Origin of the sequence: Colwellia sp. Arc7-D (genome assembly GCF_003061515.1) — a bacterium.
Taxonomy (GTDB): domain Bacteria; phylum Pseudomonadota; class Gammaproteobacteria; order Enterobacterales; family Alteromonadaceae; genus Cognaticolwellia.
The window spans coordinates 1,107,295-1,121,158 of sequence record NZ_CP028924.1 but is presented as its reverse complement, the minus strand read 5'-3'; the positions used below and the strand labels follow the sequence as shown (position 1 = coordinate 1,121,158).

Sequence of the window (13,864 nt, the reverse complement as noted above, 5' to 3'; positions counted from 1 at the left end):
CCTTACTTAAACTGAAAAAACCGACACAGGTTGTGTCGGCAGATAAATTAAAATTTAGTTTACAGTGATTTAGAAGCAATAATGTCTTGAACTAAGGCTAAGCCTGATTGCTTACATTCAGGTAGGTCAATATCGGTTGTAGATAAAGCATGAGTTCTATCACCCCATTTTACAACATGTGCGCTCCAAGTTAGACCACCACCGAAAGCAGGAAGTAATACATATGACTGCTTAGCAATAAAACCTTCTTCAATGGCTTCTACAAAAGCAACTAAGGTTGTTGCTGCCGACATGTTGCCATACTTATGAATATTGACAAATACTTTGTCTTTATCCATTTTCAAACGTTTTACAAGGGTATCAATGATACGTAAATTGGCTTGATGAGGTACAACACTTGCTATTTGGTCTGCAGTCAATTGCGCTTGCGCTAAGGCTTTATCACACGCTTGGGCCATACCTGCAACAGCTTTTTTAAAGATCTCTTGACCTAAAAATGCCCAGTTAGACTGGCCAAGCATACGCCCTTGGTTGGCATATTTCATACCCCAACCCTCTACTGACAATATGTCGCGCGACTCGCCGTAACAACCTAATGCTTGTGTAATTACACCCGTTTCTTCAGTCGTTTCTTCTAAATAAAGTGCGGCAGCGCCGTCACCAAATAATACCGCTACGTCACGATTACTCCAGTCCATAATGGGTGAAATAGTTTCAGCGCCAATAACCAATGCAGATTTAACTACACCACTTTTAATCATAGCGGTTGCTACACTTAAACTGTACATACCACCGGTACATGCTGTACCTACATCCATACAAGCGGCATTTTCGGCGCCTAATAAACGTTGTACATTAGAAGCAGCATTCGGACAGATTTGATCGAATGTGGTACTACCAAAAACGATTAACTCAACATCTTCAGCTTTTTTCCCAGCAGCAGCTAATGCACGAGCACAGGCAACATAGGCTAGCTCACTAACAGAAACATGAGAAATTCTTCGCTCTTTCATGCCTGTTCTAGAGGTGATCCAATCATCATCTGTTTCCAGAAAAGTTGCTAAATCATCATTACTAAGGATCGCGGGAGGTAAGCACTTGCCCCAACCGGTAATTGCTGCGTATGTCATAATAAACCTTATTTACTGTTGTTTTTACATTCATTACGTAAAGAACAATCTATTTTTATCCTAATATCATACTACAAAAACATCCTTGATTAGAGGGGTTTTTAGCGTATTTACAAGCTACCTTTAGCATACACGTGGCATAAGTTAAATTTTCGATATGATTAACTCATAGCTATTACGCCAATTTTTATAATCAACTGGGATAGCAATAGGAATATTATCTTTAATTAAAACCAATGAAGGAAAACCTTGGATGGGTAACTGTCGCATTTCAGCAATATCTTTTTTTAATAAAGCATCGGTGTGTTGGCTGTTTATTTGCTCCAAGAAATCATCACCATCTAAACCAATTTCAACAGCCAATGCTTGTAATGTGGTTATATCTGATGGATTTTGTGCCTGTAAATAATAAGCCTGTTGGATTGTCGAAAGCATAGCCTGTTCTTTGCCACTAGCACGTGCAACAATCGCAGCCCGACATGCAGGATATGTAGAGCGCCTTGGCTGACATTGTTGCCAAAAGTCAAAATTAAATTCCGTACCTAACTGCTCTGCGATATTTCGCCAAGTTTGCTGTAAGAATGTTTGCATTTCAATGGGCATAGGCTCATTACTATCTGGCGCTAACCCTCCCAGTCTGTAAATTATATCAACATGCTGTGCGAGTGATTTTTGCAGTTTATGCCAGGTTGGTGCATAGCCCCAACACCAACTGCACATGGGATCGTAAATATATACTAAAGTGGAATTCATTGTTTACTCATTCAAATTTGTTGAAGCTTATACGTAAAGTAAGACTAAATTTATCTACATTGTAACAATACCGAGTAAAACTCAAGTTATGTAATGAGTGATTTTTTCCTGTATGCTAATTTACTATAAAGCATTAACCCATAAGGAAGGTGGCTACATGTTAGTAAAAATATGTAAAATAATGACAATAACGTCATTAATTTTAGCCTTTAATACCTCGGCAGTACAGATATCAGAATGCATGAGTGACGAATGTATTACTTACTTTAAATCTTTTAAAAAAGCTTCAAATCGCGGCCACAGTAATGCCATATACAATTTAGCAAAGTTTTATCATTACGGTTTTGGTACAGAAATAGACAAAGCTAGAGCATTAAAGTTTTATAAAAAAGCAGGTATTCATGGCGTTAGAGCGGCTGAATATAAAGCAGGTATGCTCTTACTAACAGAAGAGCAGCTTTATGACTTTGATGAAGGTATAAAGTGGTTAAAACGCGCCTCAAGAAAAGGACAGCCCAACGCCGCATTTTTATTAGGGCAAAGCTACCTTTCTAAACAACGTTATTCAGAAGCAGACATCTGGCTCACGATGGTTTATAAAACTCACCCGACCAAAATTGTACGTTGGATTAAAAAGTCTCAGCAAACCGAAGCATTCAATGCACATAACTTGCCTTCTTTGCATCAAGCACTTGCCGAGACTCCCATTGAGAACTTTGAAATACTCAAAGCCGCTTCTTCAAGCAATATTGAAGTAATCACAATAACCGGCAGACATAGAAATACAGCTTTAGATGCAATGTTAGCCGGATTTAGAAAGCGAATTACATCAACAGGCACTAGACTGCCAAATATTACCTGCGACCAAAACGTAGCCTGCAATAAGAAAACTCTAAATGTTATGAAAGATAGTATATGGGTCAGTCAAAAGTAATGATTAGTGACAAATAAAAAAGCTTAAGTAATGAACTTAAGCTTTTAGAAAACATTGAGCTAACTCTGTGTTAGCTTAAAACGGCATTTTCATCCCTGGAGGCATTTGCATGCCGCCAGTTAGTGCGCCCATTTTGTCTTTGTTTTGCTCTTCTACACGACGTACAGCATCATTCATTGCAGCTGCAACTAAGTCTTCAAGCATATCCTTGTCGTCTTCCATTAAACTATCGTCAATAGAGACACGACGAACATTGTGGTTACCCGTCATTGTTACTTTAACCATGCCAGCACCAGATTCGCCTGTGACTTCCATGTTGGCTAACTCTTCTTGAGCTTTTGCCATTTTAGCTTGCATTTGTTGGGCTTGTTTCATTAAGTTGCCCATGCCACCTTTCATCATAATTTTAACTCCAAAAGTAATATGCCGCCAAAGATAGTGGTTAACGGCTAAAATTTCAAGTAGCGATTATCGTGCTACAACAGTTTCTTGATCAAGTTCAGCTTGAAATTGCTGCTGCAAGGCAATAACAATTTCATCTTCTGCTAATACTTGTTTTGCATATTCATAGCGTTTGGCATTGATATCTGATTGAATTTGATATGGATCTGCTACTGTTTTTTCAACAATATTTAATTCAACAGTGACTTTGCGTTGCAAGTATTCAGATATGTGTACTTCTAGTTGTTTATGGGCCGCATCACTATTTAAATGTCTTATAGATTTATCTAATTGCAAAATCAACAAATCTTCAGTAGATTTTCCATCAATTGTCGCATGAATTGCTAGCTGCCTTAAACGAGCAATTAACGACATACTGTCAATCATATGCGCCCATTTATCAACCTGATTTGCCAATTTAATCGTGGCTGGGTTAATCACATCTTCAGTATAAGGCTGTTCAGGCAGTGTCGCTAAATCAGGTACATTGGGTTTATCTACTGTTATATTTTCAACAGCATCTACATTTGATTGACCTGCTTTATCTAAAGGCAGACGCATGTCAGCGCCATTAGACTTTTTTACGCCCTCCTCCATCGATTTTTTACGACTTCTGAGCATATTTCGTGTTTCAATAGCAGCAGTAACATTCGATGCATATGGCTTTTTTTCATCAACTTTTTCTGGTATTTCATTACTGTGAATTAAAGATGAATCGACTGATGTGTCAGCTACTTTTTCTAAAGAAGTTGAAGGTTGCGTTAAAAAATCTACTTCAGGTTTTGTTTGAACAAATGCATTAGCTTCCTGTTCAATTGCTAACATTTCTTGGCTTAACGCTTCGTTCTCATTAGCAAAACTATCGATATCTTCATCTGAATTTGTCGATAAAGTCTGCTCCTCGTTAGCATAGTTTTCTTGATATTCACCTTCATCAACATTACTTGCTATAGATTCAACAGACTCTGCATTGATCATTGATGAATCAACAGTATGTGTTTCTTCCGCTAATGTAAGTCCAGAGTGTTCATGTACTGTAGATTTTTCTTCACCTACATTGTCTGCCGCTAAGTTATCCTCGTTGGCTAAAGGCATAACATCGGCGAGTGCCAATTCATCTAAATTGATACTCGATGAGTCAGCAGTCATACCTTTTGTCACATCAGGAAGCTCTTGGCTATTGGCAACAGGTTTAAATGCAAGCAAGCGTAATAACATCATATCAAATGCCGCTTGTTCGTCATCGGCATAAGGTAAATCTTTTCTAGCTGTTAATACTATTTGATAATAAAGCTGTACGTCTTCAGGAGACATCAATTGGCAAAAACGCATTAACATCTGTTGATGCTCAGCCGGTAAGTTAAAATTAGACTTTACCACCTGTGTCATCGCAATTTGATGCAATAATTGTATTAATTCAGCAGATAAACGACTGTAACTTGGCGCGTACGAAGCAATAGAAAGAGAGAGTTGCATCAAAGCTGAAGCATCTTGTTTCAGCAACGCGATAAGGATTTTAAATACCCAATCACGATCGACTCCACCAAGCATTTGTTGAACATCATGTCTGGAAATGTTGCCGTTACCCTTAGCAATACATTGATCTGTTAAGCTCAAACAATCGCGCATACTACCACGGGCAGCTTTCGCAAGAAGTGCAATAGCTTCAAGATCGAAGGTTACACTTTCTTTGGTAAGTATTTCCGTTGTTTTATCGCTAATTTGTTTAATTGTGAGTGCTTTTAAATGAAACTGTAAACAACGCGAAAGAACAGTAACAGGTAGCTTTTGTGGGTCAGTAGTAGCAAGAATGAACTTAACATGTTCGGGAGGCTCTTCTAGTGTCTTCAACAAAGCATTAAAACTACTTTTGGAAAGCATGTGTACTTCATCTATTAAATAGACTTTATATCTGCCTCTAGTTGGCGCGTATTGAACATTATCTAAAATTTCACGCGTATCATCGACTTTTGTACGAGAAGCAGCATCAATTTCAAGTAGATCAACAAATCTACCTTGGTCAATATCAACACAAGCATCACAAACACCACATGGTGTTGCGGTAATACCTGTATCGCAATTTAGGCTTTTAGCAAAAATTCTGGCAATAGTCGTCTTACCGACACCTCGAGTACCAGTAAATAAATACGCATGGTGTAATCTGTTTTGGGAAAGTGCATTAACGAGAACAGTGACAATATGTTCTTGTCCCATTAGCTCGCTAAAGGATTTTGGACGCCATTTTCTTGCTAGAACCTGATAGCTCATATTTTGGCCTTAATCACCAGCATATTGCAATAAAGAGAACACAGATAAATCCATGCCTTTGAGTTTTTCTTCTCCGCCTAAATCTGGTAGCGATATAACAAATGCAGCATCAGTAACTTTAGCGCCTAAACGCCTAATTAACAGAGTCGTTGCTTCAATTGTGCCACCAGTGGCAAGTAGATCATCTATGATTAATACATTATCGTTTTCATTTAACGCATCTTGATGAATTTCTAAAGTGTCTTGACCGTATTCCAGTTCATAGTCTTGCTTAAAAGTTGCTCTTGGAAGTTTACCTGGCTTACGCACAGGTACAAAACCGACTCCCATCGCTACCGCTAATGGAGCTCCAAATAAAAAACCACGAGCTTCAGTCCCTACAATTTTAGTAAATCCGCCATTTTTAAATTTATCAGCTAAAATATTAATGGTGAGTTTAAGCGCTTCAGCATCATCAAGAATGCCGGTTACGTCTCTAAATAAAATACCAGGCTTAGGATAGTCGGGAATGGTATGAATTGCAGATTTTAGTATATTGATTTGTGATTCAGTCATGTTCTATAAGTCAAAATATATTTTAGTTACAGAATAAAGCAATTCTGTGAAAAATTATAGTGACTGACGACGAGTATTTGGCAATAGTAGATCATTTACTAAGTTAATAAAATTAAGTTGATCTATAGGTTTGTCGATAATCGCACTAAACATTAGTGTATCACAGAGGTATTGAACCGACTTTATGCCTTGTGTAGTCATAAATATCACTGGAATGTCTGCAAATAATTCATGCTGTCTAATGTGTTTAGTTAATTGAATCCCATTCATAATTGGCATTAAATGGTCGACTACAACTAAATCAAAACTATTGTTTAATAATGCTTCTGATGCATCTAAACCATGACATGCCGAGGTCACAAAGTATCCTTGGGCGGATAACAAAGCCGTAAGGTTCTCTATTATGATCGGATTATCGTCTACAACGAGTATATTCATCCTAAATAAAAGTACCTTTGACTAATTTGATAATAACGTAAACCAACCAGCTAACATTGGTAACAATGGTGCGGCGAACATGACCAAAACAGCGGTTAATATGTGGAGAATTGAGGTGCTATCTGTAAAGTTATCTTCTGACATAAAAGGTACCCAGTAGGTTGATTAATCGGCGCGCATTGTAGACCAAAGCTTTTAGAAAAGGTAGTTTTTTTTAATTGAGCGTATAGAACTTAAGTAGTATTGGAGGGGTTTGGAGTACAAATTTTTAATGCTTTTTAACTTTATCTTTAGTACGGAATGACCACAATAGCCATCCATATTAATATCGATCCAAACATGAAATCAATGTGCCAAGTAAATAAGTATAAACGTTTCTTGATTGTTCGATATGAGAAAACCATATTTTAAATATAAAAAAACCAGCCTATCTGGCTGGTTTTTTATTGAAGCTAAATAATAAACTTAGATGGCTACATTTTTACGTTGCGCTGTATCTTTAATAAAGCCAACCCAACCCTTAGCAGACTTACGAGTCTTAGGATCTTTCATGGCTAAATTAATAGCTTTATAAGCTTGTTTATACTGTTCTAAATAAAAGTGAGATTCTGCAATACTCATATGCAGTCTACCCTCATTTGTAACACCAAGCTCTAAAGCTTTGTTTAACGCGACAATAGCGCCCTTAAATTGCTCATCTTGCTTTAATAACATACCTTGTTTGCTGTAATGCTTAGCAAGGTTAGTCATTTTAGCTAGTTCACCGTAATAGCTCGCTGCTTTATCAATATGTTGAGCTGCATGCCAGGCATTAGCTAATGAAGATAAGTTTTTATCATCACGAGTTACTAGTCCTGAATCTATATGCTTCTCTAAAAGTAAAGCGGCTTTATATGGCACTGCGTTTTGCGAATATAAACTTGCCAGTGTTTTAATTTCAGATTCTTTAACAAGGAAACCTTGTTTATAAGCTAGGTCAAGTGTTTCTAGACCCTTCTGATAATCCTCAATTAGCAAATAAAACATGCCAAGTTGAGTCCACCAAGTTTTATCTTCTGGAAATATTTGAACTACAGTTTCAAGCGTTTTAACAGCTTCCTTAAATTTCTTAGTTTCATAATAAGATGTAACTTTCAAAATGTAAGGGTTTTTGTTTTGCTTGTCGCCATAAGCTGCAATGGCATTATCTGCTGGCACAATCATTTTATCTAATTGCTTCAACGCATAATGTGCATTCGCTATTTTAGTCCAAGTATCGCCATCTGATTTACCTGTAAAATCCATCCAAGCTTTATAATTGACTAATGCCTCTTCATAAGCTTTGGTTTGCATCTGTAAATCAGCTAACAACTTAATAGCGTCGCCATGCTCTACTTCGTTAAGAATATCAGGTTCAACAGCTAGCTTAAGATATTTAATAGCATTATCTTCTTCGTTACCAATACTTGCATACATAACAGCAATAAAACGAGAAACATAAGCTTTATCAAACTCTTTACTAGCATCAATATCTAATAAAATAACTAAAGCACCTGGAATATCATCTGCAGAATAAGCTTCAAACGCTTTAGCCACTTTTTTGCCGACACTAGGGCCAACTAATTGTGTTTTACGTTGTGGCTTTTCCGCATCAGCACCTGCTGCTGATACAGTTATAGGCAATTGAATTAGAACAACTGAAATAATTAACAGTAAAGATGAAAAAATCTTATTCATTATTAATTTCCTCCGTCCATTTTAAAGTCAAGACGTACAGTCAAACCAGGTTGTCTCATAGGTTTACCATCAACAACTTTTGGTTTGTACTTCCATTTTCGCAAAGCACGTTTAGCTTCTTTGTCGAAAATTCGTTTTGGCTCAGCTTCAATAACATCAACGTCTTCAACACCACCAATTTCATTGATAGTAAACGAAAGCGTTACCCAACCTTCTTTACCATCACGAGCAGCTTGTATTGGATATTTTGGTTCAATACGAACTATCGGTGTTGCATCTCCGTCTCGACCAAAACCAGCGCCAGGTGCAGAAATACCTGCGTTTGCTCCAGCTAACTGAACACCAGGCATATTGAACGTTAGTCCACCTGTGTCGTTATTAGTCTCAGGCTCTGGAGCTTGAGGCTTAGGCGGCGTTTTAGGCGGCGGCGGCGGCGGCGGCGGAACACGTTGACGGCGTTCTGCTGCTGATTTAGGTGGCGTCGTATTAACTTCTACAATGATATTTTCTAAAGCTTCTTCTTTGGTTCTATCACCGCTAGAAACAAGAAACGCCATAAAAGCAAACAAAGCAAATGTTACTGCCGCGCCTAGTAGTATAGATACTAAAAAGCGAACCATAGACTACCCCTTAGCTGCAGCGATAGAAATTCTGTCTATGCCCGCTTCTTTAATTGCATCCATTACTTTAACAACAACACCATGTTTCGCGTCTTTGTCAGCTTGAATGATTACAACATCAGTTGGTTGCTCAGCCAATAATTTTTCAATATTGGCCGCTACGCGCTCAACATCTACACGACGCTTGTCTAACCAGATCTCGCCATTATCTTTTATTGCAACAAAGATATTAGCTGACTTTTGTTTAGACTGATTAGCCGCTTTAGGTTTATTAACTTCAATACCAGCTTCTTTTACAAAAGAAGTAGTTACGATAAAGAAAATCAGCATGATGAATACGATGTCAAGCATCGGTGTCATATCTATTACTGCTTCTTCGTCTTCACGAATACGTTTACGTGCCATTCGAATATCTCTCTAGTGATGAGGTAAACTGTCAACCAGTTTAGCCTTTGCTAGTTTAACTTTAGCGTCTAACCTTGAACTGAAAAACACACCTGATAAAGCTGCAACCATACCCGCCATTGTCGGGATTGTTGCCATTGATATACCAGACGCCATCAGACGCGGATTACCAGTACCTTGTTGTGCCATTACTTCAAACACACCGATCATGCCGGTTACGGTACCAAGTAAACCAATGAGTGGACACATTGCCACCAAGGTTCTAATTGTGAGCATACGTTGCTCTAGTAGTTCTGTCGCTTCGGAGATCCAAGTATCTCTAATTCGATGTGCATACCAAGAAGTAGTATCTTCTCTCGCATCCCAACGTCCGACGATATCGTCTTTCATTTTTGGATAAACTTTTGATAAGAACCAATAACGCTCTATCATCATTATCCACATCAATAAGAGAGCGAAGGCAACAACGTAAAGCACGTTACCGCCAGTCGCAATAAAACTCCTGACAGATTCCCAAAGCTCTATCAGGAATAACATTATTTAGACTCCTTCTCGGCAATCGCTGCGATTAAGCCAGCGCTTTGCTCGTCTAATTTTTGTAATACAGACTTACTTCTACCAGCAACAATGCTGTGGATTAGGATAAGTGGCAATGCACAAATCAAACCTAGGGCAGTTGTTACAAGTGCAAGAGAGATGTTACCCGCCATAATTTTCGGGTCACCTGTACCAAATAATGTAATCGTTTGGAAGGTCATAATCATACCGATTACTGTACCTAATAGACCCATTAGTGGTGCAATTGCAGCGAACATTTTGATTAAGTTAATACCGCGGTCAACTTTTGGTGTTTCGCGTAAAATAGCTTCATCAAGTTTAAGTTCAAGTGTTTCTGCATCAACCGACTTGTTTTCAAAGTACACTTTTAATAAGCGACCAAGTGGGTTGTTGTCATTAGGTTGGTCAAGGTTCTTCTCTTGAGCTTTAATTTTAGAACTCATAGCACCAAGAACTATCATACGCTCTAGAGCAATAAGTAGACCAAAAAATAACAATACAGTAATGGCATAACCAACTTCTTTACCTTCATGGTAGAATTCCATTAATGTTTTCTTACGCGTTTCAAGCGTTAAGATAGCACCACGAGATGGATCCACATATAAAGGAGCGTAACCTGAAGTTACACCGAAGAATGATGAAGCTGCACCAGCAATGTAACCTGCAGGTTGTTTAGCTAGTGGTTGTACTTGACCCACTTCATCGTTGTAGTTTAAGTAGCCATTTTCAGATACTAAGTTGAAAGTACCGATACGTGTAACAGATTCAGTAGACTTTGAACCATCTAAGTTAGTTACTTCAGTAGTAAACTTAGAAATTTCACCTGATTGAGTCATTTCAGTTTGAAGTGCAAACCAAAGTTCTTCAAGTTGCTCAAGTTCAGGAATCGCTTTAGAGTTAGCGATTTTGTCTAAAGCTGCACCACGACCTGGGTATTCAGCTGAAACAAGTGACGTTACGATTGAACCGTAAGCATTAGCTGCAGCTGCACGACTTACACCGAACATTTCACCTAATGTACCTTGAGCGTTGTCTAGCTCTACAGCTTTCTGCGCTAAGGTAATTTCGTTATCAGCATATTCTTTAGTTAAACGCTTATTACGAGCTTGTTGGTCTGCTAAATCTTTTTTAGCTTTATTCAATAAAGCTTGTTTGTCAGCACGTGCAGAAGTAAATTCCGCTTCACGTTTTTTATCAATTTTAGCTTCAGAAATACGGTCATTTTTAACTTGTTTTAACAAGTCATCTAACTGATTAGCTGACGCTGAAGCTGCTACTGTCATTGAAGCAGCAAATAATACTAAATTAATAACTTTTTTCATTATTTTTCTCCTGCTGCAAATACTGGTAGTTTAGCTAAATCAAGTGGTAATTGCTTACGAGCCATACGAACGGCATCAGTTACAGGTTTCAAGTATTCGTCACCTAAAGCTTCCCATGCGCGTTTATCATTGTTCCAAACCCAAGAGTTTTTCATGTCAAGAGATTGAGCAACAAATGAAATACGTCCCATGTGGACAAAGTCTGCAGTAATCATACGATCACCTAAGTCAAGCTCACCTTGATACACACCGAATATAGTGCCGTAACTGGCTTCAATTTCATAAGCTTCAAGTACTAAACGAAACTGTTCAGATACTGAAACGTCTGAGTCACCCATTACATCACGTAAACCAGCAATACGCTCTTTACGTGCATCAATGTTCATAGGAACATCAAGGTCAACAAACTTGTCTAATGTGTCAATCATTTTATACATCAATGGCACTACGCCTTGCTTGGTTTTATCTATACCAGCAATTTGATTTTGTAAAGATTGAATGTTGGCTTTTTGATCGTCAACCATAAGCTGAACGTGATCGTTATAACCTTTTAACACATCAGCTTCGTCAACTGTATTACGGTACTCAGCTAGTAGCTCTTGAGTTTGACCATAGATATTGTCGATTTTGCTTTGTGATTTGCTTGAAGCTTTAAAAATTTGAGCTTCGGCTTTTTGTAGATCTGTTAATGCGTCTGCAGCAGCGAAGTTGCTTGCTGAAAATGCTAGTGCGCCGATTATCGTCGATGCGATAAGGCTTTTCTTGCTTAATTTGGACATAGTTCCCAACCAATTGCTATTGAATTTTGATAACAAACTTTATTGTTAACGCAAATTTAATAATCTGCCATTTTAAGTTTTAATTTGTTTAGAATAAAACCATGCAATATTCCCAGAGGACAGCCTAACTGTCAACTAAGTACATTTAAAAGTCTGCTTATTTTACTTTTAACAAGTAAAGTAAACCTTTCGTAACGAGAATAGAACAATATATTCATTTAATAAAGAACAAGATTGATTTAATCGATGTTACAGAAGTCCTCTTAATTGTAAAAATATGTGCTCCCTATGTTTTACTAACTCTTTCGTAGTAAGTCAAACGATATTAGTGAATTGGCGCTTAATTCCTCTCTTTTGCTTCTTAATTGAACAATAATTAAACTTCACTAATATCAGGGGAGTAGTAATTAACTTCGTTAAAATTGGGTGAATGCTAGAATAACAAGCTAATCTAAAGTGAATTTCACCCTTTAATTTGAGGATATTTAAATGAATATCAGGCTCGAAACCAGCCGGTAATTGAATATCGATTTTTAGGTGAAAATGGGGCAATAGAGGTCACTGAATGTACTTTATCAACATTAAATAATGTTAATGAATTAAATGCAGGAGACCAAGATCTCATTGGGGTTCCATCTTTTTCATAAAACTGTAACAACCCACCACAGTCTGGATGCCAACCTTCAGTAAAACCTAGCACGTAGGCAATACGTCTTGTCTCTCCGGGAATATTATCAATATGGCGTGTTAAAAAGTCACCTCTGCGATATCGAGTTGCCTGGCCATCCGCGAAATTTAATTCAGAGTTACTGGTAATTTCTTTAATAACCTCCAGCGTATTTTCTGAATTCAATAGTCCTAAAAAGTTACGCAACTCTATTAATGAGTTTTGTTCTATTTTATGTCGCCCGTATAAAAAACCACCCCCGTTAGCTGCCAGCTTATGGATGTCTTTATACAATTGATTTTGTGTTGTCACTGGTAATGCTTTGATTTCAGCATCAGTAGCTTGCCTATTTTGTCCATTTAAGTGAAAAGCATTAGCAAAGTCTACTTTAGTTTCCAATGATATTTTTAATTTATCTAGGTCAGGTTGCGCTAAAAAATCAAACACTCTGACAATACCATTTTTAGAAAATTCATCTTTTAATGTTGATATGTTTGTAATGTTTTTTATTTGAATAGTCATTTAATACCTATAATTCTTTTGGGTTTTCGCCACTTCTAAGCCACCCTGTTATGGATAGTCTATGACCTGTTGCAAAAGGTGAGACATAACCAACGAGATGATTAACTGGTACTTTAAAAACGTTTATTTCATTAAACGATGGAGAAAAACTTTTTTCAATTTCTAAATTACTATTAAGTATATGAAGCGCCCCACCCCAATCAACACACCAGTCTTTTGTTAAATTAATGACAAATGCCGCTATTCTGTTTTTGCCCTTAACATCGTCATTATGGCAACTAAGAAAGTGACCGGCCTTAAATCGAGTGATTTGCGCATCTAAAAAAGTGATCTCTGGTGCATCTAGTACCTCTCTAAAGTAATTTAATACCAACTCACTGTTTAAAAATTTAACAATGTCGTTGAAAAAATGTTGCGGCATTAAGTTATCATAGTAAATATCGTAAATTGGAATGGTTTCATAAAAGTACTGAAAATCATTTTCCGCTTGTTTATGCACTAACTTTATCAGATTATTTTTATGGCTATCATCCCAACTTTCTACATCTAAACTATTTGAGTCTTGATGAATGCCATTGTTTTTAAATACTAAGTTCCATTGCTCTTGAACTGATATTTTATCATGGATAAAGTTCGCAGTTTTATTTGTTAGGGCTGTCTCTAACTTTACATAACCATCATTTAAATAGCTCTGCTTGAGTTTTGCTATATCTTTAGTTTTATTCAAAGATAATTTCATCTTTTACCTCAAGGTTT

General features: G+C 37.3%; 16 protein-coding genes. 1 reads left to right on the top strand and 15 read right to left on the bottom strand.

What is annotated here, in order from left to right; translation table 11 throughout:
• Positions 1–59 precede the first annotated feature (59 nt).
• Together DBO93_RS04890 and DBO93_RS04885 are read right to left on the bottom strand one after the other, a co-directional pair.
• Positions 60–1,130 (bottom strand): beta-ketoacyl-ACP synthase 3, encoded by a 1,071-nt coding sequence (locus DBO93_RS04890; RefSeq protein WP_108455321.1) that lies wholly within the window; start codon positions 1,128–1,130, stop codon positions 60–62.
• 144 nt (positions 1,131–1,274) lie between these two features.
• Positions 1,275–1,883: a DsbA family protein gene (locus tag DBO93_RS04885; RefSeq protein WP_108455320.1), complete on the bottom strand. Its 609-nt coding sequence runs from the start codon at positions 1,881–1,883 to the stop codon at positions 1,275–1,277.
• Between the two features lie 157 nt (positions 1,884–2,040).
• On the opposite strand from DBO93_RS04885, the gene DBO93_RS04880 reads away from it, so the two are divergent.
• Positions 2,041–2,817, top strand: a complete 777-nt coding sequence (locus DBO93_RS04880) for a tetratricopeptide repeat protein (protein WP_162533726.1) — start codon at positions 2,041–2,043, stop codon at positions 2,815–2,817.
• A 75-nt stretch (positions 2,818–2,892) separates the two neighbouring features.
• On the opposite strand, the gene DBO93_RS04875 is transcribed toward DBO93_RS04880, so the two are convergent.
• The 13 genes from DBO93_RS04875 to DBO93_RS04820 form a co-directional block, all read right to left on the bottom strand.
• Positions 2,893–3,222 carry a YbaB/EbfC family nucleoid-associated protein gene (locus tag DBO93_RS04875; protein ID WP_108455318.1) on the bottom strand — a complete coding sequence of 110 codons (330 nt, stop codon included), beginning with the start codon at positions 3,220–3,222 and terminating at the stop codon, positions 2,893–2,895.
• 63 nt (positions 3,223–3,285) lie between these two features.
• Positions 3,286–5,526 carry a DNA polymerase III subunit gamma/tau gene (gene dnaX, locus DBO93_RS04870; RefSeq protein ID WP_108455317.1) on the bottom strand — a complete coding sequence of 747 codons (2,241 nt, stop codon included), beginning with the start codon at positions 5,524–5,526 and terminating at the stop codon, positions 3,286–3,288.
• A gap of 9 nt (positions 5,527–5,535) precedes the next feature.
• Positions 5,536–6,081 (bottom strand): adenine phosphoribosyltransferase, encoded by a 546-nt coding sequence (gene apt, locus DBO93_RS04865; protein ID WP_108455316.1) that lies wholly within the window; start codon positions 6,079–6,081, stop codon positions 5,536–5,538.
• A gap of 54 nt (positions 6,082–6,135) precedes the next feature.
• Positions 6,136–6,519 (bottom strand): response regulator, encoded by a 384-nt coding sequence (locus tag DBO93_RS04860; RefSeq protein WP_108455315.1) that lies wholly within the window; start codon positions 6,517–6,519, stop codon positions 6,136–6,138.
• 21 nt (positions 6,520–6,540) lie between these two features.
• Positions 6,541–6,663, bottom strand: coding sequence for a hypothetical protein (locus DBO93_RS19095; protein ID WP_259366249.1), 123 nt, complete (start codon positions 6,661–6,663; stop codon positions 6,541–6,543).
• A gap of 321 nt (positions 6,664–6,984) precedes the next feature.
• Positions 6,985–8,235, bottom strand: a complete 1,251-nt coding sequence (locus tag DBO93_RS04855) for a hypothetical protein (protein ID WP_108455314.1) — start codon at positions 8,233–8,235, stop codon at positions 6,985–6,987.
• Positions 8,236–8,237: 2 nt separating this feature from the next.
• A complete protein-coding gene (locus tag DBO93_RS04850; RefSeq protein ID WP_108455313.1) occupies positions 8,238–8,855 on the bottom strand; it encodes an energy transducer TonB in 618 nt (205 codons plus the stop codon).
• 3 nt (positions 8,856–8,858) lie between these two features.
• Positions 8,859–9,260 (bottom strand): biopolymer transporter ExbD, encoded by a 402-nt coding sequence (locus DBO93_RS04845; protein ID WP_081149207.1) that lies wholly within the window; start codon positions 9,258–9,260, stop codon positions 8,859–8,861.
• Positions 9,261–9,272: 12 nt separating this feature from the next.
• Positions 9,273–9,797 carry a MotA/TolQ/ExbB proton channel family protein gene (locus DBO93_RS04840; protein WP_077285344.1) on the bottom strand — a complete coding sequence of 175 codons (525 nt, stop codon included), beginning with the start codon at positions 9,795–9,797 and terminating at the stop codon, positions 9,273–9,275.
• Positions 9,797–11,140, bottom strand: coding sequence for a MotA/TolQ/ExbB proton channel family protein (locus DBO93_RS04835; protein WP_108455312.1), 1,344 nt, complete (start codon positions 11,138–11,140; stop codon positions 9,797–9,799). The genes DBO93_RS04840 and DBO93_RS04835 overlap by 1 nt, the downstream gene beginning before the upstream one ends.
• Entirely contained in the window at positions 11,140–11,919 is a 780-nt protein-coding gene (locus DBO93_RS04830) for a DUF3450 domain-containing protein (protein ID WP_108455311.1), read from the bottom strand. The genes DBO93_RS04835 and DBO93_RS04830 overlap by 1 nt, the downstream gene beginning before the upstream one ends.
• 496 nt (positions 11,920–12,415) lie before the next feature.
• On the bottom strand, positions 12,416–13,108 hold the full coding sequence (locus DBO93_RS04825) for a 2OG-Fe(II) oxygenase family protein (RefSeq protein WP_108455310.1): 693 nt from the start codon (positions 13,106–13,108) through the stop codon (positions 12,416–12,418).
• A 7-nt stretch (positions 13,109–13,115) separates the two neighbouring features.
• Positions 13,116–13,847, bottom strand: coding sequence for a 2OG-Fe(II) oxygenase family protein (locus tag DBO93_RS04820; RefSeq protein WP_108455309.1), 732 nt, complete (start codon positions 13,845–13,847; stop codon positions 13,116–13,118).
• Positions 13,848–13,864 lie beyond the last annotated feature (17 nt).